We start from the raw sequence: 21049 nt of genomic DNA, 5'->3' as shown, positions 1-21049 counted from the left end.
AACTAGCTGGTTGGCGTCCCGGCTGCGGGGGCCAACTCTGAGGAGCTGACTATGACCGTATCCCGTAAGCAAATGGCCGACGCCATCCGTATTCTCACCATCGATGCCGTGCAAAAGGCCAACAGCGGCCATCCCGGCATGCCCATGGGTATGGCCGACATTGCAGAAGTTCTCTGGAATGATTTCCTCGTCCACAATCCGAGTAACCCCCATTGGGCTGGGCGAGATCGTTTTCTGCTGTCGAACGGGCATGGCTCGATGCTGCAGTACGCCTTACTGCACCTGAGCGGTTATGACCTCTCCCTCGACGACCTCAAGAATTTCCGACAGTGGCACAGCAAGACCCCAGGGCATCCCGAGTATCGCGACGCCCCCGGCGTGGAAACCACCACGGGCCCTCTCGGCCAGGGGTTGGCCAATGGTGTTGGTATGGCGCTGGCGGAGCAGCTGCTCGCCAAGCAGTTCAACCGCCCCGGCCACGAGATCGTCGACAACTACACTTACGTTTTCCTGGGTGACGGCTGCTTGATGGAAGGCGTGTCCCACGAGGCCTGCTCCCTCGCTGGTGTATGGGGTCTGCACAAGCTCATTTGCTTTTACGACGACAACAATATCTCCATCGATGGCCACGTCGACAACTGGTTTGCCGACGACACCCCGGCACGTTTCGAGGCCTACGGTTGGCATGTCATCCGTGACATCAACGGTCACGATCCCGAAGCCGTCAAGCACGCCATCGTTGCGGCGCGGGCCCAGACCAGTAAGCCGGTGCTCATCTGCTGCAAGACGGTGATCGGCGAAGGCTCGCCCAACAAAGCCGGTACCCACGATGTGCACGGCGCCGCTTTGGGGGCCGAGGAAGTCGCCGCCACCCGCAAGCACTTGGGTTGGCCCTCGGATGAGGCCTTCTTCGTACCGCAAGAGATCTACCAGGGCTGGGACGCGCGCGCCAAGGGCAAGGCGGCCGAGGCGGCTTGGCAGGACAAGTTCGCTGCGTATAAGGCGGCTTTTCCGGCCGAGGCGGCGGAGTTTGAGCGGCGCCTGCGGGGTGAGCCCAGCCCCGCTTTTGATGCGGCCATTGCCAAGGTCATTGCCGATTTCCGCGCCGAAGCACCGAAGATTGCCACCCGTGTTGCCTCGGGCAAGACCATTCAAGGTATTGCCGCGGCGGTACCGGAATTCCTCGGCGGCTCGGCTGACTTGAGTCCCTCCAACAACACCCGCTGGAAAGAGGCGGTGGATCTGGGCAAGCACAAGGTGGAAGGCAATTACATCCACTATGGTGTGCGCGAGTTCGGCATGTCGGCCATCATGAACGGTGTTGCCCTCTACGGCGGCTTCCTTCCCTTCGGTGGCACCTTCCTGATCTTCTCGGATTACAGCCGCAACGCCATCCGTATGTCGGCGCTCATGGGTATCCGCGTGATCTATGTCATGACCCACGATTCCATTGGATTGGGTGAAGACGGCCCGACCCATCAGCCCATCGAGCAGGTGAATAGCTTGCGCTTGATTCCCAACCTGCACGTCTGGCGCCCTGCCGATGCAGTGGAAACCGCCATCGCTTGGGAGTCGTCGGTCAAGCAGGAGCGCACGCCCAGCCTTTTGGCCCTCAGTCGCCAGAATCTTTCGGCGCTGCCGCACAGCGACGCGAGTATCGAGGGCGCGCGCCGCGGCGGCTACGTCATCAAGGCGGCGGCGGGCAAGGAGGAGGGTATCATCCTCGCCAGTGGTTCTGAGGTAGAACTCGCCCTCGCCGCTCAGGCCAAGTTGGCGGAGGCCGGAGTGCATGTGCGGGTGGTGTCGATGCCTTGCCTCGAGATTTTCGACACCCAAGATGCGGCCTATCGCGAAAGTGTTCTGCCCGCCGCCCTGAGTAAGCGTCTGGCGGTGGAGGCTGGTACTTCCGGGCTCTGGTACAAGTATGTGGGGCTACAAGGCGGCGTGGTCGGCATCGACCGCTTCGGTGCCTCCGCTCCGGCGCCAGTGCTCTTCGAGAAGTATGGCTTTACTGTCGCGCACGTCGTCGAGCGCTTCCGGGCACTCTGAGAATTCCATTAGAAACTTTGAGGAGTTAGGGTATGACAATTCGTGTAGGTATCAACGGCTTCGGACGCATTGGGCGTATGGCTTTTCGTGCCATTGCCAAAGAAGCGGAGTTCAAGGAGTTGGAAGTGGTGGCCATCAATGACTTGCTGGAGCCCGCTTATCTTGCCTATATGCTCCAATATGACTCGGTCCATGGCCGTTTTCCCGGAGAAGTGAAGGTCGAAGGCAATAACCTGCTCATCAACGGCAAGACGGTGCGGCTCACTGCCGAGCGTGATCCCGCCAACCTCAAGTGGGACGCCGTGCAAGTGGACTTGGTCATCGAGTCGACGGGTTTCTTTCTTACGGGCGAGACCTGCCAGAAGCACCTCGATGCGGGCGCCAAGAAGGTCGTGCAGTCGGCCCCGTCCAAGGACGACACCCCCATGTTCGTCTATGGAGTCAATCACCAGAAGTATGCCGGCGAGAAGATCGTCTCGGCGGCCTCCTGCACCACCAACTGCCTAGCCCCGGTTGCCAAGGTGCTGAACGATCATTTTGGCATCAAGCGCGGCTTGATGAGCACCGTTCATGCCGCCACCGCCACCCAGAAGACCGTCGACGGCCCCTCGGCCAAGGACTGGCGCGGTGGACGTGGCATCCTCGAGAACATCATTCCTTCCAGCACGGGTGCTGCCAAGGCGGTAGGCAAGGTGATTCCGGAGCTCAACAAGAAGCTCACGGGTATGGCCTTCCGCGTTCCCACTTCCGATGTCTCGGTAGTCGACCTCACCGCCGAGCTCAACAAGGAAGCCAGCTATGAGGAAATCTGCCAAGCCATGAAGGCCGCCAGCGAGGGGCCGCTCAAGGGCGTGCTTGCCTATACCGAGGATGCCGTGGTCTCCACCGATTTCCGTGGCTTCTCGGCCCCTTCGATCTTTGACGCCAAGGCCGGTATCCAGCTCGATCCCACCTTCGTCAAGGTGGTGTCCTGGTACGACAACGAATATGGCTATACCTGCAACATGCTGCGTTTCGTCAAGCATGTAGCGACCCATTGAGGGCTTTGTCATGCAGATTCTGACCTTTGCCGAAGTCTGCCAGCGCGGCGAGGCGCGCGGGAAGCGCGTTTTCATCCGAGCCGATCTCAACGTCCCCCTCGATGACCAGGGCCAGATTACCGAGGATACGCGCGTGCGGGCCTCGGTCCCGGCGGTGCAAATGGCCCTCGACGCGGGCGCGGCGGTGATGATCACCTCTCATCTGGGGCGTCCCACGGAAGGCGAATTCAAGCCCGAAGACTCCCTGGCGCCAGTAGCCAAGCGTCTTGGTGAGCTCCTCGGCAAACCGGTGCGCCTGCAGCAAAATTGGGTGGACGGCGGCTTCGAACTGCATCCCGGCGAGGTGGTGATGTTGGAAAACTGCCGCCTCAACAAGGGCGAAAAGAAGAATGACGATGCCTTGGCGCAGAAGTACGCCAAGCTCTGCGACATCTTCGTGCACGACGCCTTCGGTACGGCGCATCGCGCCGAGGCGAGCACCTATGGCATCGCCAAGTATGCCCCCATCGCTTGCGCCGGCCCGCTGCTCGCCGCCGAAATCGACGCCATTCAGCGCGCTTTGGCCAATCCCAAGCGGCCTTTGATCGCCATCGTTGCCGGCTCCAAGGTCTCGACCAAGCTCACCATTCTCCAAGCCTTGGCAGACAAGGTAGATGGTCTCATCGTCGGTGGGGGTATCGCCAACACCTTCCTGCTTGCTGCTGACCAACCCATCGGCAAGAGTCTGGCGGAGCCAGATTTGGTGGAGGAGGCGCGCAAGGTTATCGACAAGATGAAGGCGCGCGGTGCCGAGGTCCCGATCCCGGTAGACGTGGTGGTGGCGGATCGTTTCGCCGCCGATGCCAAGGCGACAGTCAAGGCGGTTGCGGAGGTTGGCCCCGAGGATCTCATCCTCGATATCGGTCCGAAGACGGCAGAGCAGCTTGCCGACAAGCTCAAAGCCGCGGGCACCATCGTGTGGAATGGGCCGGTGGGGGTCTTCGAGTTCGATGCCTTTGCCAATGGCACCAAGACACTGGCCATGGCTATCGCCGCGAGTCCGGCTTTCTCCATCGCTGGCGGTGGCGACACCCTGGCAGCCATTGCCAAATACGGTATTGCCGACAAGGTTGGGTATATCTCCACCGGTGGTGGGGCTTTCCTCGAAGTTTTGGAGGGCAAGACCCTGCCAGCTTTTGAGATTCTCGAGGCACGCAGCCGGGGGTAATTTTGTGATTCGCCGTACCAAGATCGTGGCCACTCTGGGGCCAGCCAGTTCCTCGCCAGAGGTCATCGATCGCCTGATCGAGGCGGGGCTCGACGTCGTCCGCCTCAATTTCTCCCATGGCAGCGCGGAAGATCACGTGCGGCGGGCGGAGTTGGTGCGGGAGCGCGCCCGCGCCCATGGGCGCGCCATCGGCGTGCTGGCGGATCTGCAAGGCCCCAAGATTCGCATCGGCAAGTTTGTCGACGGTAAGATCCATTTGCGCGAAGGCGATCCCTTCATCCTCGACATTGACTGCACTTTGGGTAACCAAGAGCGAGTCGGGGTCACCTACCCGGAGCTGATCAACGACGTCGAACGCGGTGCCACCTTGCTCCTCAACGACGGCATGATTCAGCTCTGGGTGGAAAAGGTCGAGGGCCGCGAGATCCATACCCGTGTCACCCAAGGCGGCGAGCTCTCCAATAACAAGGGCATCAATCGCGCCGGCGGTGGTCTCACGGCTCCAGCCCTCACCGACAAAGACCGCGAGGATATCATCACCGCGGCGCGGCTGGAGGCTGATTATCTTGCCGTATCCTTTCCGCGTAGCGGCGCGGACATGGACGAGGCCCGACGCTTGTTTCGGGCAGCGGGCGGGCATGGCGCCCTGGTGGCCAAAATCGAGCGTGCCGAGGCAGTGGACGCGATCGAGGATATCCTAGCTGCCTCTGAGGCGGTCATGGTCGCGCGGGGCGACTTGGGTGTGGAAATTGGTGACGCGGCGGTGCCGCCGGTGCAAAAGCGCATCATCGCCATGGCGCATCGCTACAACCGCCTTACCATTACCGCAACGCAGATGATGGAATCGATGATTCATCAGCCGATTCCCACCCGAGCCGAGGTCTCGGACGTTGCCAATGCCGTGCTCGATGGCACCGACGCGGTCATGCTCTCGGCCGAGACCGCCTCTGGTCAGTATCCCGTCGAGGCGGTGGCGGCCATGGCGCGCACTTGCCTCGAAGTAGAGCGGCAGATGCCCTGCCAAGTGGCGGAACCATTCTCGGAACGGCGCCTGGAACGGGTAGATGAGACCATCGCTGCAGCGGCCATTTTGGCGACCCAGCGGGCGCCCATCACTGCCATCGCGGCCTTTACCGAGAGCGGTTCGACGGCGTTGTGGCTGTCGCGAGCCGATTCTCGGGTGCCGATCTATGCCCTGACCCCGCAGGTCTATACGCGGCGCAAGGTAACCCTGTATCGTGGTGTACACCCGGTCAATTTCCCGCAAAGTCGGCACGACGATCCCTTGCAGGTAATGCGTGCTGCCGAGGACGAGCTGCGACGGCGCGGCGCAGTGCGTGACGGCGACCTCATCCTGATCACCATTGGTGAGCCCATCGGGGCGCCCGGTGGTACGAATACCCTCAAGCTGGTACGTGTTGGTGCGGCCAGCCAGGTGTGATGTAAGACGATTTTTTCTACTGCTAGTGAGGTAAGAACGATGGCAATGGTATCCCTGCGGCAACTGCTCGATCACGCCGCCGAGCACGGTTACGGTATCCCTGCATTCAACGTCAACAACCTGGAACAGGTCCGGGCAATCATGGAGGCCGCTGCCGCCGTCGACGCGCCGGTGATCCTGCAGGCTTCGGCTGGCGCCCGCAAGTATGCCGGTGAGCCGTTTCTCCGCCATCTCATCCTGGCGGCGGTGGAAGAATATCCGGACGTTCCCGTGGTGCTACACCAGGATCATGGCGCCAGCCCCGCAGTCTGCATTCAGGCCATCCGCTCCGGCTTTACCAGTGTGATGATGGACGGCTCCCTTCTCGAAGACGCCAAGACCCCGGCCAGCTATGATTACAACGTTGCCGTTACCGCCAAGGTGGTGGAGATGGCGCATGCGGTCGGCGTGTCGGTGGAAGGCGAACTCGGCTGCCTCGGCTCCTTGGAGACCGGCATGGCTGGCGAAGAAGACGGCGTTGGCGCCGAAGGTTGCCTGAGCCATGACCAGCTGCTTACCGATCCCAACGAGGCAGCGCACTTCGTCAAGTCGACCAAGCTCGATGCCCTGGCCATTGCCATCGGCACCAGCCACGGCGCCTACAAATTCACTCAGCCGCCTACCGGCAAAATTCTCCGCATCGACCGGGTCAAGGAAATCCATGAGCGGATTCCCGACACCCACTTGGTCATGCATGGCTCCAGCTCTGTCCCCCAGGACTGGCTGAAGATCATCCACGAGTTTGGCGGAGACATCGGCGAGACCTACGGTGTACCGGTGGAAGAGATTCAGGAAGGCATCAAGTATGGCGTGCGCAAGGTCAATATCGATACCGACCTGCGCTTGGCGGCTACCGGGGCCGTGCGGCAGAGCCTGTACAAAAACCCCAAGAACTTCGACCCGCGCAAGTTCCTGCAGGCCTCCATCGATGCCATGCGCGACATTTGCAAGCAGCGCTACGAGGCCTTTGGTACCGCCGGTCAGGCCAGCAAAATCAAGGCCATCCCCATGGATACGATGGTCAAGCGCTATACGAAGGGTGAATTGGATCCGCGGGTAACCGGGATCTAAGCTCGTCGCCCATACCTGGTGAGGAGGGCGCCTGCGGGCGCTTTCCTGTTCTTTGAGGAGTTTCCCATGAGCCAGTTCAAGATTTCTCCTTCCATCCTCTCCGCCGACTTCGCCAAGTTGGGCGAGGAGGTGCGTGCGGTAGACGAGGCCGGTGCCGACTACATTCATGTGGATGTGATGGACAACCATTTCGTCCCCAATCTTACCATTGGCCCGCTGGTGGCCGCGGCCATCAAGCCGCACACCAAAAAGCCCCTCGATGTGCATCTGATGATCAGCCCGGTGGATGCCATCATCCCCGAATTTGCCAAGGCCGGGGCCGACATCATCACCGTCCACCCGGAAGGTACCATTCACCTCGACCGCACGGTGCAGCTCATCCATAGTCTGGGTTGTAAGGCCGGGGTTTCCCTCAATCCTGCCACCCCCCTCTCGGTGCTCGATTACATCCTCGAGAGCATCGATCTGGTGCTGGTGATGAGCGTGAACCCGGGCTTCGGCGGCCAGAGCTTTATCGATTACAGCCTGCGCAAGATCGAGGCCATCCGCAAACGCATCGAAGCAACGGGCAAGGCGATCGAGCTCGAAGTGGATGGCGGCATCAAGGTCAACAATGTGCGCCAAGTGGCGGATGCGGGTGCCGATGTCTTCGTGGCAGGCAGCGCCATTTATGGCACCCCGGACTACAAGGCGACCATCGCTGCCTTCCGGGCTGCCCTGGCATGAGCTTCTCGCCCCGCTTTCTGCTCCTCGACCTCGATGGCACCCTCATCGATACCGCCCCGGATCTGGCGGCGTCGGCCAATCATGTCCTCGAATCCCTGGGGCGACCAGCCGCACCCATGCCGGTGATTCGCGGTTTCATTGGCAACGGGGTGCGCGAGCTCATGCGCCGTGCCTTGGCCATCGAGGCGGAGCCCAGCGAAGCGGAGCTGGAGGCGGCCATGCCCGCCTTCTCCCGCTACTACGGGGAGCATCTCTGGGCGCACAGTCGCCCCTACGATGGGGTGCCGGAGACCCTGGCGGCCCTGCACGGCAAGCTGCCTTTGGTGTGCATTACCAACAAGGCGGCACAGTTCACCGAACCCCTGCTGGAGCATTTTGGGCTGCGGCGCTATTTCGATCTGGTGCTTTCCGGCGATAGCCTGCCGCGCAAAAAGCCCGATCCGCTCCCGCTCACCCATGCCGCCAGCCATTTTGGTCATGCGCCCGAGGCCGGGTTGTTGGTGGGGGATTCCATCAACGACACCCAAGCAGCAAAAGCGGCAGGGATGCCGGTGGTCTGTGTCAGCTACGGGTACCGCGGCGATATGCCGCTCACCGACTTGGCAGCCGATGCCATTATCGATACCATGCCCGAATTGTTGGCCGTTTTGCGGCATGGGGAAGGGCATTCATGACCGGAAATTTCATCTACGTGGGCAAGGGGCGATGGCGCCGCTCGTAAGGAGCTGATCCATTTCCATTACTTGTTGCCACGAGGTGAAGCCGTGATTTCTGCTGCCGAGTTCTCTGCCCTCGCTCGCGAGGGCTACAATCGCATCCCCCTATCGCGCGAGATCCTTGCCGATCTCGACACCCCCCTGTCGGCCTATTGCAAGGTCGTTGATGGCCCCTATGCCTATCTCTTCGAGTCGGTGCAGGGCGGCGAACAATGGGGCCGCTACTCCATCATCGGTTTGCCGGCGCGCGAACGCATCGAAATTCGCGGCCAGAGGATCCAGCGTTTTGTCGATGGCGTAGTGCAGGAGCAGTGCCAAGCCACCGATCCCCTCGCCTGGGTCAGCGCCTTTCGCAGCCGCTTCCGCGCCGCCCCTGTTGCTGGGTTGGCGGATCGTTTCAGTGGCGGTCTGGTGGGGTACTTCGGCTACGATATCGTTCGCTACATCGAGCCGCGCTTGGCGCGCCGCCCCGCCTTGCCCGACCCTTTGCAGTTGCCGGAAATCCAATTGCTGGTGGCCGACGAAATCCTGCTCTTCGACAACCTGCGCGGCACCCTGCGCTTGCTCCTGCAGGTTGATCCTCAGCAACCCGATGCCTACGAGCGTGGGCGGGCACGCTTGGCGGAACTCGAGGAGCGACTGCGTGGTCCCCTGCCGGCACAGCCCACGAGCGAACGACGGGGACGAGTAGGCGAGGAGGATTTTCAGGCGAGCTTCAGTCGCGCCGGTTATGAGGCAGCGGTAGAGCGGATCCGCGCCTACATTGCCGCGGGTGACGTGATGCAGGTGGTGCCTTCGCAGCGTCTCTCCATCCCCTTTGGCGCCCCACCCCTCGATCTCTACCGTGCCCTGCGCCGTATCAATCCGTCGCCGTATTTATTTTATGTCGACCTTGGTAAGACCCAGCTGGTGGGCTCCTCGCCAGAAATCTTGGTGCGGGTGGAAGATGGCGAAGTAACGGTCCGCCCCATTGCCGGTACGCGCCCACGCGGGGCGAGCCCGGCGGCCGACCGTGCCCTGGAGGCGGAGCTTCTCGCCGATCCCAAGGAGCGCGCTGAGCATTTGATGCTCATCGATCTGGCGCGTAACGACGTCGGGCGCATTGCCGAAACCGGCTCGGTGCGTCTGACCGAATCTTTTGCCGTCGAGCGCTATTCCCACGTCATGCATATCGTCTCGCAGGTAGTTGGCCGCCTGCGGCCGGGTCTCGACGCCATGGATGCCCTGCGTGCTACCTTTCCCGCTGGCACCGTATCGGGAGCACCGAAGATCCGCGCCATGGAGATCATCCGTGAGCTCGAGCCGGTAGCGCGGGGGGTCTACGCCGGGGCCGTGGGCTATTGGGGCTGGAACGGAAACATGGATACCTGCATTGCCATTCGTACCGCCGTGGTCCAAGACGGGCAGCTGCACATTCAGGCAGGAGGGGGCATCGTGGCCGATTCCCAGCCGGCGGCAGAATGGGAAGAGACCCTCAACAAGCGCCGGGCGATGTTCCGCGCCGTGGACATTGCCGAAAACGGCTTGGATCCCGAAGGGAGGATCGTCTGATGTTGTTGATGATCGATAACTACGACAGCTTCACCTATAACCTCGTCCAGTACTTTGCCGAACTGGGCGCCGAAGTGCGGGTGGAGCGCAACGATGCCATCACCCTGGCGGCAATCGAGGCCTTGGCCCCGGCGCGCATCTGCATCTCGCCGGGGCCCTGCACCCCTAACGAGGCCGGCATTTCCACCGCGGTGATCCGCCACTTTGCCGGTCGCATTCCCATCCTTGGGGTCTGTCTCGGCCATCAGGCCATCGGCCAGGTCTTTGGTGGTCAGGTCGTGCGCGCCCCGGAAGTCATGCATGGCAAAACCTCTCCCATCCACCACCGCGGCCAGGGGGTTTTTGCTGGTTTGCCGAGCCCCTTCGCGGCTACCCGCTACCACTCCCTCATTGTCGATCGCGCCAGCCTGCCCGCTTGCTTGGAAGTGACCGCCTGGGTGGAGTCGGGCGAGATCATGGGCTTGCGCCATCGCGAGCTCGCGGTGGAGGGAGTGCAGTTCCATCCGGAATCCATCCTCAGCGCCCACGGCAAAGACATTCTCGATAATTTTTTGCAGGGAGATGGTCGATGAGGGCGACACGGGAGATTCTCGAAGGGATCATTGCCGGTCAGGATCTCTCGGCGCGGGAGAGCGAGGAGATCTTCGCGGCGGTCATGCGCGGCGAGTGGACCCCAGCGCAATTGGGCGCCTTACTGATGGGCCTGCGCATGAAGGGGCAGCGGGTAGAGGAGCTGGTAGGGGCGACCCGTGCCCTGCGTGCCTTCATGACCCGGGTAACGGTAGACACCGATCATTTGGTGGATACCTGCGGCACCGGTGGTGATGCCTGCAATACCTTCAACATCTCTACCGCGGCCGCCTTGGTGGCAGCGACGGCCGGGGCGCGGGTGGCCAAGCATGGGAATCGTGCGGTATCCGGGCGTAGCGGTAGCGCCGACGTGCTCGAGGCCTTGGGGCTGCGCCTCGATCTCACGCCGGCACAGGTGGCTGCTTGTATCGAGACCGTGGGCATCGGTTTTCTCTTTGCCCCGGCACACCACGGCGCCATGCGCCATGCCGTCGGCCCGCGCAAGGAACTGGGAATCCGCTCGCTCTTCAATCTCATGGGTCCCCTCAGTAACCCGGCGGCGGCCCCGCATCAGGTGCTTGGGGTATACAGCGAAGCCTGGTTGACGCCGCTCGCCGAGGCGGCGCGGGAGCTCGGCGGCCGCCACGTCTTGGTCGTGCATGGCCATGACGGTCTGGATGAAATCAGCCTGTCCGGACCCACCGAGGTGGCGGAACTGCGGGCTGCCGAGGTTCATCGCTATCGGCTACAGCCCGAGGATTTTGGCCTCGAGCGCGCGCCGCTGGCGGCCCTGCAGATTGCCGATGTCAGCGAGGCAGCAGCAGCGTTTGTGACGGTTTTACAGAACCAGCCGGGGCCGCGGCGCGACATCGTCCTCCTCAACGCCGGTGCGGCCCTCTACGCCGCCGATGTGGTCGCTAGCCTCGCTGCGGGTGTGGAGCGGGCACGGGAAGTGCTCGACGCCGGTGCCGTTTGGCAGAAGTGGCAGGACCTGCTGCGCTTTGCTCGGGAGGTTTAGGGTGGAAGACATTCTACAAAAAATTCTGGCGGAAAAACGCCGCGAACTGGCTCAGCGCCAAGCCCGCTTGGGCCTTGCCGACCTGCAATCAGCGGCACGGCTGGCGGCACCGCCGCGAGATTTTGTCGGTGCCCTGCAAACACGGGTGGCGGCGGGTACGGCGGCGGTAATTGCCGAGATCAAAAAGGCTTCGCCTTCGGCGGGGGTGATCCGTGCCGATTTCAATCCCGTCGAGATTGCCCGCGACTATGCCCAACATGGAGCTGCCTGCCTGTCGGTGCTCACCGACGAGAGTTTTTTTCAGGGCAGTGACAGCTACTTGAGCGCGGCACGAGCGGCCTGCAGCCTGCCGGTATTGCGCAAGGATTTTCTCATCGATCCATATCAGGTCTGGGAAGCGCGGGCCATTGGCGCCGACGCCATCCTCCTGATCGTTGCCGCCCTTTCCGACGCGCAGATGGCGGAGCTCGAGGCCACAGCGCAGGAGCTCGGCATGGCGGTTTTGGTCGAGTCTCACGATGCCGCGGAGCTCGAGCGTGCCTTGCGCCTGCGCACGCCGCTCATCGGCATCAACAACCGCGATTTGCGCCGCTTCGACACCGACATCCAGCGCAGTATCGACTTACTCTCTGCCGTGCCCGCAGATCGCCTCTTGATCAGCGAGAGCGGTATCCGCAGCCGCGACGACGTGGCTACCCTGCGCCAAGCCGGTATTCACGCCTTTTTGGTGGGGGAGGGGTTGATGCGTGCCGCAAGCCCTGGAGCGGCATTGCAGGAGCTCTTTGCGGGGTGATTGCATCCCGGCCGCGTCGGTAGTGTAATCGCTGGGTGTTTGTCGCCCCTAAGGAGAACTCGATGCAAGCGACAGTAGAATGGACCGGACCGGGTGGAATGGCCTTTCTGGCCCATGCCGACAGCGGCCACGCACTGGTAATGGACGGCGCGGCAGAGATTGGCGGCCATAATCTCGGGGCGCGGCCCATGGAAATGATCCTCATGGGCCTAGGCGGCTGCTCGAGCATCGATGTGGTGATGATTCTGCAGAAGTCGCGGCAGGATGTGCGCGCCTGTCGGGTGGAGATTGCGGCCGAGCGGGCGGAAACCGATCCCAAGGTCTTTACCCGGATTCATTTGCAGTTTTTCGTGCAGGGAAAGAATCTCGATCCGAAGCGGGTGGCGCATGCTATTCAACTCTCCGCCGAAAAATACTGCTCGGTGAGCATCATGCTCGCGAAGACCGCGGAAATCACCCACGATTTTACCGTCGAGTCGGTGGAGTGACGCCATGCTGCTGAGCAAGACCAGTGAGTATGCCCTGCAGGCCCTCATCTACCTGGCTACCCAGCCGCCGGGGCAGTTGGTGCTGAGTGGTGATATTTGGGAGTACCTCAAGGACCCCGATGATCCGCGCGTACCGCCGCGACAGTATCTCGCCAAGATTCTGCAGGATTTGAGCAAGAGCGGTATCCTCGAGTCGCGCAAGGGGCGCGGCGGCGGCTTTGTTCTCGCCCCCGGTGCCGAAAATCGCAACATTCTCGACGTGGTGGAAATCGTCGAACGCAAGCCCCTGGGCCAAGGCTGTGTTTTGGGACTCAAAAAATGCGAGGATGCCACCGCCTGCCCGGTGCACTACGCCTGGAAGCCGCTCAAGGCCGAGGTCATCGAGCTTCTCAGTCAGCAGACCATTGGCGGCATGGCCGCTGCGGTGCGGGCGGGCAAGTACCGCATCCACCTGCCCGGGGTGAGTGTGGCGCGCGGCAAAACCACCGCATCGGTAACCGGAAAGGCCTAAAGACCGCAGGCATGGGCTCTGCCGGTGCTATCCAAGCTCCGGCACAATTAGTCTTTCCAGCCGAATCGCTGAAAAATCTCTTTGCCCTTCACACCCAGAGTGCGCCGCGGGTAACGATCCGCGACAGGCTTTGCATGGCTACCCGCACGGGGGTGGGTAGATCGACGGCGCCGAGGGACTCCGCTTTTTCGGCATGGCCGCGTTCGTCGGCTTCCATTTGTTCGAGGATGCGGCGACTGCGTTCGTCGGACACGGGCAGATTCTGTAAATGCTCCTTGAGATGCTCTTCGACGAGATTCTCGACCGCCACCACCAAGCCGAGGTTACTACCGCGGCCGCGGCGCGCCGCCAGGAAGCCCATGCCCCAGGCGGTGGCGTACCAGAGCGGGCCGAGAAGGCTTGGACGACCGTGGAGTTCGTCGAGACGCTCCTCACACCAGCGCAAATGGTCTTCTTCCTCGGCCCGCGCTTTGCGCAGCACTTTGGCGAGCTCGGGGTCATCGGTGCCCATTTCCTGCCCGGTGTAGAGCGCCTGGGCCATCACTTCGCCGGCATGATTGACACGCATCATGCGCGCCGCCCGGCGGCGTTCCCAGGGACGCAGTAGGGCGTCGGCGCTGTTGGCGGCGGGATTGGGGCGACCACTGCCACGGCTGTGCCCACTGAGGGTACGCAAGGCATTGTCTACAGAGAGTATGGCTTGATCGAGAGGGTTCATCAGTGATCTGACCTAAGCAGCCGTTTCGGGTTATCATGGCCGCCTGCATGGGGAGGGTCAAGCATGGGTTTTTATCAGCGCCATCTCTTTTTTTGCTTGAATGAGCGCGAGGATGGGAAGCAGTGCTGCAATCAGGGAGGGCAGGCCGCGGCTGCTTTCCACGCCGCCAAGAAGCAAGCCAAGGCCCTCGGCATACACGGCGAGGGACAGGTACGAGTGAATCGCTCCGGCTGTCTTGGGCGCTGTAGCGAGGGGCCGCTGGCGGTGGTCTACCCCGAGGGGGTTTGGTACACCTATGTCGATGAGCAGGATGTTCGCGAAATCGTCGAATCGCATCTGCGCGATGGGCTGCCGGTGGAGCGGCTGCGTATCTGATGCTGCCCATCGATCGCAGTCACCTCTACGACGGTCAAGAACTCGCCCTCGAATGCGTTGGCGAGACGGTGGAGATTCCCGGCCCAGCGGGCATTCTCGAAGGCCTCACCGCCTGCCCCGAGAAGGAGACTCGCGGTGTGGTCGCGGTGATTCTGCATCCTCATCCCCTCTATGGCGGTACCCTCAACAACAAAGTGGTGCACTACTTGAGCCGCACCTGTAATCTCCTTGGCATCCCCTCCTTGCGCTTCAATTTTCGTGGGGTGGGCAAGAGCACCGGGAGCTACGACGCTGGCCGTGGTGAGGTAGACGACTGCCTTGCCGTGCTCGATTGGATTGCCCAGCGTCGCCCAGGCTTTCCTATTTGGCTGGCGGGCTTTTCCTTTGGTGCCTACGTGGCCTACCAAGTGGCGGCCCGCGATGCGCGGGTAGAACGCTTGCTCACCGTTGCGCCGCCGGTCAATCTCTTCGATTTTTCTGGGGTGACGACGCCCACTTGCCCATGGACCCTGGTGCAAGGGGAAAATGACGAGCTGGTGCCGCCTGCGGCGGTACGGGCCTGGATGCAGTCTCTAGAGCGGCAGCCGGAGTGGGTGCCCTTGCCTGCCGACCATTTTTTCCATGGCAAATTGAATTTGCTGAGTCAGACCTTGCTCGATCTCTACCATGCGCAACTGGGTGCGGGGATCGATGCTGCACAACCCTGCCGTGCCTTCTCCCCGGCTTGAAGTTGCGGGCCTGGCCAAATCCTATGGCCAGCGTGTGGTGCTGCGTGATCTCTCCTTTTCCGTTGGCGTGGGGGAGTGCTATGCCCTCCTCGGGCCCAACGGGGCAGGCAAAAGTACGACCATCCGCTGCATTCAGGGGCTGACCGCGCCCGATGCCGGGGGCGTTTACCTCGATGGTCGCCCCCTTGCAGATTGGCCTGCCGGCGGCCACGCGCGCATGGGGGTGGTGGCGCAGCAGGATCAACTCGATCCCGATTTTACCGTCGAGGAAAACCTCTGGACCTACGGGCGCTACTTTCGTCTGCCGGCGGCGCTGATCCGCCAGCGTAGCCGCGAGCTCCTCGCCTTCATGGCCCTCGAGGAATTTGCGCAGCGCCCCATCCAGTCGCTCTCTGGGGGAATGCGACGGCGGCTCTCGGTGGCACGCGCGCTCATCCACCAGCCGCAGCTTCTCCTTCTCGATGAGCCGACTACGGGCCTCGATCCCCAGGCCCGGCATTTGCTCTGGCAGCGCTTGCGTGCCCTGCAGCGCGAGGGAGTCACCTTGCTGCTCACCACCCATTATCTCGATGAGGCAGAGCGCTTGGCGGATCGTGTTGGCATCCTCCAGCATGGCAGTATCCTCGCCGAAGATGCGCCGGTAGCGATGATCCAGAAGCATATACCGGGCGAGGTCTTGGAATTGCGTCGGCGTGATGGCGCCCTGCCCGATGCCGAAAATTGGCACCAGGGACGAGTGGCGGCGGCGGAGCGCAGCGGCGATACCCTCTTTCTTTTCGACCCGCAGCCCGAGCGCGTACGCGCCCATTTTGCCGCCGACCCCGACTATCAACTGCTGCAACGTCCGGCCACCCTCGAGGATGTGTTTCTGCGCCTGACCGGGCGGGAGCTGCGGGAGGGAGAAGAATGATGCGACGCCACTATGCCTTGCCCGGCTGGGGTGCCTTGGCTCTGCTACGGCGCAATTTTTTGGTTTGGCGCAAGTTGCTGCTGCCCAGCCTGCTGGGCAATTTTGTCGACCCTTTGCTCTATCTACTTGCCTTGGGTTATGGCCTGGGGCATTTCGTGGGGCGCATGGAGGGCATGTCCTACATTACCTTCATCGCCTCGGGCATCGTTGCCAGCTCGGCAATGAACACGGCAACCTTCGAGGGGCTGTACTCCGCGTATACGCGCATGGCGGTGCAGAATACCTATCTGGCAATTCTCGCGACACCGCTGCAAATCGGCGATATCGTCCTTGGTGAGTTACTCTGGTGTGCCATCAAGGGGGCCATCAGTGCCGTCGCTATCATCCTGGTGGCGAGCCTCTTTGGCGCCATCGATTGGCGCTGGCTGCCACTCGCCTTGCCGGTCATCTTGCTAACCGGCTTCAGCTTTGGCGCCATCGCCCTGGCCTTTACGGCGCTGTCGCGCAGCTACGATTTTTTTATGTATTACTTCACCCTGGCAGTGACCCCGATGTTCCTCTTTTGCGGGGTTTTCTATCCCCTCAAGACCCTGCCGCTGCTGGCGCAAAAGATTGCTCTGGTGTTGCCTCTCACCCATGCGGTGCTGTTGTTGCGCCCACTGCTTACCGGGCAGCTGCCAAGTAACGTCTGGCTGCACCTCGGCGTTTTGCTGGCGTACGCCCTGGTCGCCTACCTCTTGGCCGCCTATTTGCTGCGCCGCCGCTTGCTGCGCTGATCTTCCTGCAGTTGTTGCCAAAGAATACCGAGGTCTTGGAGCGAAAATGTTGGATAACACTCTGATCGAGGCTGAGATCTGCAAAGGATGAATGGGTAACTGGCGACGGGTAGCCGGGCAGGGCGGCGAATCTCGTACAGGGCAGAAAATTGGCCCAGTGTCTTTTGTCTACCCCTACAGCAACCCCTTGAATTGTCATAAAAGTGTCACGATCTTGTGCTAGTCTCCGAGGGAAGGCAAAGCGCCTTTGTTCCCATCCGTGCTCGCGCGCACGGCCACGAAGCAGGACCTCTGGGAGGAAAAAACGATGACGGCAGGTGTGATGGAGCCCGGCAACGGGAAAAGAAGCATTCAAGACTATATCGACGAGGCGCCGACCTGGCCGGACGGCACGCCCTTGCACCGCGCGCCGATGACGTCGATGCAGTGGCGGATCTGGATTTTGGCGGTGGCGGGAAAGTTTTTTGAGGGGCTCATCATCTTCATGACCGGTATCGCCCTGCCCCTCATTGTGCAGGACTTTGGCCTGGGCGCCGAGCAGAAAGGCATCATCGCTGCGGTTGGCCTCTTTGGCATTCTGATTGGCGCAACGGCCCTGGGCGGTCTCTCGGACGTTTTCGGTCGCAAGCGGATGTTCATCTTTGAGATGGTACTTTTTGTACTCTTTCTGATTGGTCTCACCCTCAGCCAGGGTTTTTGGTGGATGGTCATCTGCCTGTTTGGTATTGGTCTCGCCTTGGGCTGCGATTACCCGACGGCGCATTTGGTGATTTCCGAGGCCGTACCCAGTCACGGACGCGGTGGCCTGGTACTCGGTGCCTTTGCCTTCCAGGCCGTTGGCGCCATCGTCGGTGCGGGGCTCGCCATTGTTGTGTTGGATGCTTACCATAGTATCGATGCATGGCGCTGGATGTACGCGGCCGCCATCATTCCCGCTTTCCTCGTTATCCTGGGGCGCTTCTTTATCTGCGATAGCCCCCATTGGCTGGCGAGCAAGGGTCGTGTGGACGAGGCCGAGCACGAGACCCGGCGCCTGCTCCATCGCGTGCCACAATATCCCAAAAACATTGAGTTGGATCGTGAGCATCTTCAACATCAAGTGCAAAAGCACGGTTTGGGGGTGCTGTTCAATCGCGACAACCGCCGTGCCACCCTCCTCGCTTCGGTACCGTGGTTTTTGCAGGACCTCGGTACCTACGGCATCGGCATCTTTACCCCGGTGATTCTCGGCAGCATTCTCGGCTCCTCGCATGCCGTGCATTCTCTCAATGACTTGGTGAGCAATGTGTTGATTTCTGCCAAGGGTACGGCCCTTCTCGATGTCCTGCTGGTGATTGGCGTGTTGGTTGCCATCGCCCTTGTCGAGGGCAGTGGCCGCATCAGACTGCAGATCATCGGATTTATTGGCTGCGCGGTTGGCTTGGGGCTGGCGGCCTTGTCCTTAGCCATGCCCGACGGGATCAAGACCATCCTGCTCTTTGCCGGCTTCATGCTCTTTAACTTCATGACCAACCTCGGGCCAAATGCGCAGACCTATCTTCTTGCCGGAGAGGTTTTTCCCACCGCCATTCGTGGCTATGGCGCTGGCTTTGCGGCCTCCTTCGCCAAGGTGGGCGCAGTGATGACGGCGTTTCTCTTCCCCATTCTGCTGCACAGCATCGGCACCCAGCTGTTGTTGATCATTTTGGTGGGGACCTCCCTCCTGGGGGCGGTGGTGACTTGGGTATTCCGGGTCGAAACCCGGGGCAGCCTCGAGAAGATCGAGCGTATGCGGGTACAGCCGCAGTTGTAATACAACGGGGGGCTCACGCCCCCTATTGACAGCACCGATGCTTGCGGCTTAAATGCCTGCTCCACGGCGCTTTAGCTCAGTCGGTTAGAGCAGCGGAATCATAATCCGCGTGTCCGGGGTTCGAGTCCCTGAAGCGCCACCAATCAAAACAAAAACTTACGACAACTCAGCGGACAGAAAAACAGGTGTTCTGTGCAAATTGCGTGCAGTAGGTCAAAGAAAAGGGCCTACGAATCCAGACCCTCTTTCCCCGATTTGCACAACTTGTGCAGTTAGCCATAGTGCTCCTGCAGGGCCTCAAGCACCGCTTCTGCGGTGGCCGGAGTGGCTTTGCCTGCAGCATCTGCGATCCGATCCGCCAAGTCCTGGGGGATTCGCAACGTGATTACGGCAGGGTGGGCCAAAGCGATTGTAGCCACATCGCCAAAGTCAGGACCTACCTCGTCAGTGGAGTAGTCGGTTACGTCGGATGTATTCACCACGTTGCCATAGGTAGGCTCTACGTTGTCATCGTCGTCTATGGGTTCTGGTGTTGCTGTTACCGGCTCCCCTATGACTGTTGGGGTTACAACCTTTGGCTTGGCCGCTGGCTGTTCAGCCGTTGGCTGTTCCGCTTCGGCGGCACCTCCCTGCCCTACCTGTTCCGCCTCTGCCCGCTGGGCCGCTACCTTAGCAGCAATCAAGGATTCTCTGGCAGCCTGTAGATCCGGCGTAGCCTGGGCTTTGACCGATTCGAGCAATTCCATGTTGCCTTTGGCTACCTCCCGATCCAGCGCCCGCAGATCATCCAGCGGTAGACCGGAGACACCCAAGCGGTTTTCCAGCTTGAATTGCTCCTCCGCTTCGTTGAGCAAAGACCGGCTGAAACTATCGCCGGATCTCAGGCGGGCGGCAACGGCTTGGAGTAGCGGGGCCTTTTCGCAGTCCTTGTGCCAAGAGATGAGACGGATCAATTCATTGTTGCCGATGTCAGCCAGTGGGATGCCGAGAATATCAGCAATCTCTTGGGCCTCTGGCTTAATGCGAGCCAACATGCTGATGACCCACTTTTTCGACCGGCCAATGCGTTTGCCGATGGCCTCAAAGGACAAGCCCAAGTTCTCGTATAGGGTTTTCAGGGCGTTGGCTGTATCCTCATCTGACATATCCGCTCGCGCCAGGTTCTCGACAAGCTGTATCTCCAGCCGGTCGGTTTCGGTTTCTGGCTCAATAATGACAGCGGGGATGCGGGACAGGTCATAGCCTTTGCGCTGGCATGGCTCCCCGGTCTCCAAAGCCAGATTGGATGCCTTCCAGCGGCGCTCACCCGTCACGATCTGGTACTTGTCGCCATTGCGCCGTACCGTGATCGGCTGGATCACACCATGTTGCAGGATACTGTTTGCCAAATCCTGCAATGCTTCGGCATCCGAAAATTTGCGCGGCTGCTCGGGGTCTGGCTCGATTTCATCCAGCGGGATGAAGAGTGAAACCGCGGGTGTCCGTGATTCGTCGAGCAAATTCCCATAGTCCGTCTGTGCCACTTCCTCCAGTGCCGCCAGTACGTCATCCAACATCGAATTTCCGACTACTTTAGCCATTGACTATCTCCTTTTCCTACGATTCCTATTCCTTTGATTCCTGGGGCGGCATCTGCTGTTACCCCTGCTTTTTACCCGCCTTTTCTGCGCTGGTGAGGGCCTGTAAGCAAGCCGCCCGCTATGCCATAGCCCCTTTGTCGATAGGCACTAGCTCCCACACCAGCTTTGCCAATCGCATAGAAGCCTTGCCAAACTCCGGGTCGGTCAACTCGATATGTACCGTTTCAAGTGTCCTCAACAGAATGTCGCTGGAGAGGTATAGACCAGCATGGATGGGGATAGCGATGCCAAAACCGACTATGGCAGGGTGCTCCGGGAACCGGCTGCAAATCGGCTTGTAGAGCCAGTACGGCAGGGCAAAGGCGAGGCTGTAAAAAACCCAAAAGGCGTTACCTAGCGGCAGGCAAGCATGTGGGAAAAATACCGCCGTGCCGTGAATCAAGCCCCAGATAATCGCCAGTTTCTAACCCAGCAGAGCCAGAAATAGAGCGTCGGCGCTACGCAGCAGCGGTAGGACCAAGAAGACTGCGGGGGCGAATCAGACGGCATGAGGCCAAATAGGCCAGTTTTCCAAAGGGTGGAATTCGATTTCCATCAAGCCCCTCACGCTTGCGATTGGTGTCATGGCATAGACCGGCTCTTGGATACTTGGCAGGCACGGCAGCGGGGCAGAATCGGGAGAGGGCAACAGGTCCGGCGGTGCTGATGGGATTCAGGATTCTTCGCTCAACCCTATCATAGCGTCAGCTTTATCTTGCGTTCTCTTCCGATGGTCGGGAACAGGTCCATTACGTAAGTTGAGACGCAACCGTTGCGGCGGGAGTGGTGGCAGTGGAAGAGCAGCGTGGGTGGTGTCACGGGTCACCCTAATGGCGCCACCCAGGGTCGGCATAATGGCGCCATTTCAAACTACCTGAAATAGGGTCTCGAACGGGGTCAAGAATGGGCGA

21 protein-coding genes and 1 tRNA gene are annotated in these 21049 nt (G+C 61.0%); 19 read left to right on the top strand and 3 right to left on the bottom strand.

Going from position 1 to position 21049, the window contains the following annotated elements:
* The first annotated feature begins 51 nt into the window (after positions 1 to 51).
* The 13 genes from tkt (at position 52) to RTI30_RS03305 (ending at position 13220) form a co-directional block, all read left to right on the top strand.
* Positions 52 to 2049, top strand: coding sequence for a transketolase (gene tkt / locus RTI30_RS03365; RefSeq protein ID WP_312262766.1), 1998 nt, complete (start codon positions 52 to 54; stop codon positions 2047 to 2049).
* 32 nt (positions 2050 to 2081) lie between these two features.
* Positions 2082 to 3089 carry a type I glyceraldehyde-3-phosphate dehydrogenase gene (gene gap, locus RTI30_RS03360; RefSeq protein ID WP_312262765.1) on the top strand — a complete coding sequence of 336 codons (1008 nt, stop codon included), beginning with the start codon at positions 2082 to 2084 and terminating at the stop codon, positions 3087 to 3089.
* A gap of 10 nt (positions 3090 to 3099) precedes the next feature.
* Positions 3100 to 4296: a phosphoglycerate kinase gene (locus RTI30_RS03355; protein WP_312262764.1), complete on the top strand. Its 1197-nt coding sequence runs from the start codon at positions 3100 to 3102 to the stop codon at positions 4294 to 4296.
* A gap of 4 nt (positions 4297 to 4300) precedes the next feature.
* Positions 4301 to 5737, top strand: a complete 1437-nt coding sequence (gene pyk / locus RTI30_RS03350) for a pyruvate kinase (RefSeq protein WP_312262763.1) — start codon at positions 4301 to 4303, stop codon at positions 5735 to 5737.
* 39 nt (positions 5738 to 5776) lie between these two features.
* On the top strand, positions 5777 to 6847 hold the full coding sequence (gene fba, locus RTI30_RS03345) for a class II fructose-bisphosphate aldolase (protein ID WP_312262762.1): 1071 nt from the start codon (positions 5777 to 5779) through the stop codon (positions 6845 to 6847).
* Between the two features lie 66 nt (positions 6848 to 6913).
* Positions 6914 to 7573: a ribulose-phosphate 3-epimerase gene (rpe, locus tag RTI30_RS03340; protein ID WP_312262761.1), complete on the top strand. Its 660-nt coding sequence runs from the start codon at positions 6914 to 6916 to the stop codon at positions 7571 to 7573.
* Complete coding sequence (locus tag RTI30_RS03335; RefSeq protein WP_312262760.1) at positions 7570 to 8247, top strand: phosphoglycolate phosphatase; 678 nt, start codon at positions 7570 to 7572, stop codon at positions 8245 to 8247. The genes rpe and RTI30_RS03335 overlap by 4 nt, the downstream gene beginning before the upstream one ends.
* 90 nt (positions 8248 to 8337) lie before the next feature.
* On the top strand, positions 8338 to 9840 hold the full coding sequence (gene trpE, locus RTI30_RS03330; RefSeq protein WP_312262759.1) for an anthranilate synthase component I: 1503 nt from the start codon (positions 8338 to 8340) through the stop codon (positions 9838 to 9840).
* A complete protein-coding gene (locus tag RTI30_RS03325) occupies positions 9840 to 10412 on the top strand; it encodes an aminodeoxychorismate/anthranilate synthase component II (protein WP_312262758.1) in 573 nt (190 codons plus the stop codon). The genes trpE and RTI30_RS03325 overlap by 1 nt, the downstream gene beginning before the upstream one ends.
* On the top strand, positions 10409 to 11428 hold the full coding sequence (gene trpD, locus RTI30_RS03320) for an anthranilate phosphoribosyltransferase (RefSeq protein ID WP_312262757.1): 1020 nt from the start codon (positions 10409 to 10411) through the stop codon (positions 11426 to 11428). Before RTI30_RS03325 ends, trpD begins: the two co-directional genes overlap by 4 nt.
* A gap of 1 nt (position 11429) precedes the next feature.
* Positions 11430 to 12221, top strand: coding sequence for an indole-3-glycerol phosphate synthase TrpC (gene trpC, locus RTI30_RS03315; RefSeq protein WP_312262756.1), 792 nt, complete (start codon positions 11430 to 11432; stop codon positions 12219 to 12221).
* Positions 12222 to 12283: 62 nt separating this feature from the next.
* Positions 12284 to 12709 carry an OsmC family protein gene (locus RTI30_RS03310; RefSeq protein ID WP_312262755.1) on the top strand — a complete coding sequence of 142 codons (426 nt, stop codon included), beginning with the start codon at positions 12284 to 12286 and terminating at the stop codon, positions 12707 to 12709.
* Positions 12710 to 12713: 4 nt separating this feature from the next.
* Positions 12714 to 13220 (top strand): Rrf2 family transcriptional regulator, encoded by a 507-nt coding sequence (locus RTI30_RS03305; protein ID WP_312262754.1) that lies wholly within the window; start codon positions 12714 to 12716, stop codon positions 13218 to 13220.
* Positions 13221 to 13308: 88 nt separating this feature from the next.
* On the opposite strand, the gene coq7 is transcribed toward RTI30_RS03305, so the two are convergent.
* Entirely contained in the window at positions 13309 to 13938 is a 630-nt protein-coding gene (coq7, locus tag RTI30_RS03300; protein ID WP_312262753.1) for a 2-polyprenyl-3-methyl-6-methoxy-1,4-benzoquinone monooxygenase, read from the bottom strand.
* 63 nt (positions 13939 to 14001) lie between these two features.
* Here coq7 and RTI30_RS03295 point away from each other — a divergent pair, with 63 nt between their 5' ends.
* The 6 genes from RTI30_RS03295 to RTI30_RS03270 all read left to right on the top strand — a co-directional run bounded on the left by RTI30_RS03295 (position 14002) and on the right by RTI30_RS03270 (position 18661).
* Positions 14002 to 14313, top strand: a complete 312-nt coding sequence (locus tag RTI30_RS03295) for a (2Fe-2S) ferredoxin domain-containing protein (RefSeq protein WP_312262752.1) — start codon at positions 14002 to 14004, stop codon at positions 14311 to 14313.
* The gene (locus RTI30_RS03290) at positions 14313 to 15041 is read left to right on the top strand and encodes an alpha/beta fold hydrolase (protein ID WP_312262751.1); all 729 of its coding nucleotides are present in this window, start codon (positions 14313 to 14315) and stop codon (positions 15039 to 15041) included. The genes RTI30_RS03295 and RTI30_RS03290 overlap by 1 nt, the downstream gene beginning before the upstream one ends.
* Positions 14980 to 15951 carry an ATP-binding cassette domain-containing protein gene (locus RTI30_RS03285; protein WP_312274768.1) on the top strand — a complete coding sequence of 324 codons (972 nt, stop codon included), beginning with the start codon at positions 14980 to 14982 and terminating at the stop codon, positions 15949 to 15951. The genes RTI30_RS03290 and RTI30_RS03285 overlap by 62 nt, the downstream gene beginning before the upstream one ends.
* The gene (locus RTI30_RS03280; RefSeq protein WP_312262749.1) at positions 15948 to 16727 is read left to right on the top strand and encodes an ABC transporter permease; all 780 of its coding nucleotides are present in this window, start codon (positions 15948 to 15950) and stop codon (positions 16725 to 16727) included. The genes RTI30_RS03285 and RTI30_RS03280 overlap by 4 nt, the downstream gene beginning before the upstream one ends.
* Before the next feature lie 307 nt (positions 16728 to 17034).
* Entirely contained in the window at positions 17035 to 18519 is a 1485-nt protein-coding gene (locus tag RTI30_RS03275) for an MFS transporter (protein ID WP_312262748.1), read from the top strand.
* A gap of 65 nt (positions 18520 to 18584) precedes the next feature.
* Positions 18585 to 18661, top strand: a tRNA-Met gene (locus tag RTI30_RS03270).
* 130 nt (positions 18662 to 18791) lie between these two features.
* Here the strand turns inward: RTI30_RS03270 and RTI30_RS03265 are convergent.
* Both RTI30_RS03265 and RTI30_RS03260 read right to left on the bottom strand, forming a co-directional pair.
* On the bottom strand, positions 18792 to 20099 hold the full coding sequence (locus tag RTI30_RS03265; RefSeq protein WP_312283370.1) for a ParB/RepB/Spo0J family partition protein: 1308 nt from the start codon (positions 20097 to 20099) through the stop codon (positions 18792 to 18794).
* A gap of 118 nt (positions 20100 to 20217) precedes the next feature.
* On the bottom strand, positions 20218 to 20541 hold the full coding sequence (locus RTI30_RS03260) for a hypothetical protein (RefSeq protein WP_312262746.1): 324 nt from the start codon (positions 20539 to 20541) through the stop codon (positions 20218 to 20220).
* Positions 20542 to 21049: the final 508 nt, after the last annotated feature.

It is taken from the genome of Candidatus Igneacidithiobacillus taiwanensis (genome assembly GCF_031962545.1).
Lineage (GTDB): Bacteria > Pseudomonadota > Gammaproteobacteria > Acidithiobacillales > Acidithiobacillaceae > Igneacidithiobacillus > Igneacidithiobacillus taiwanensis.
This window is presented reverse-complemented; position numbering and strand designations above follow the sequence as displayed.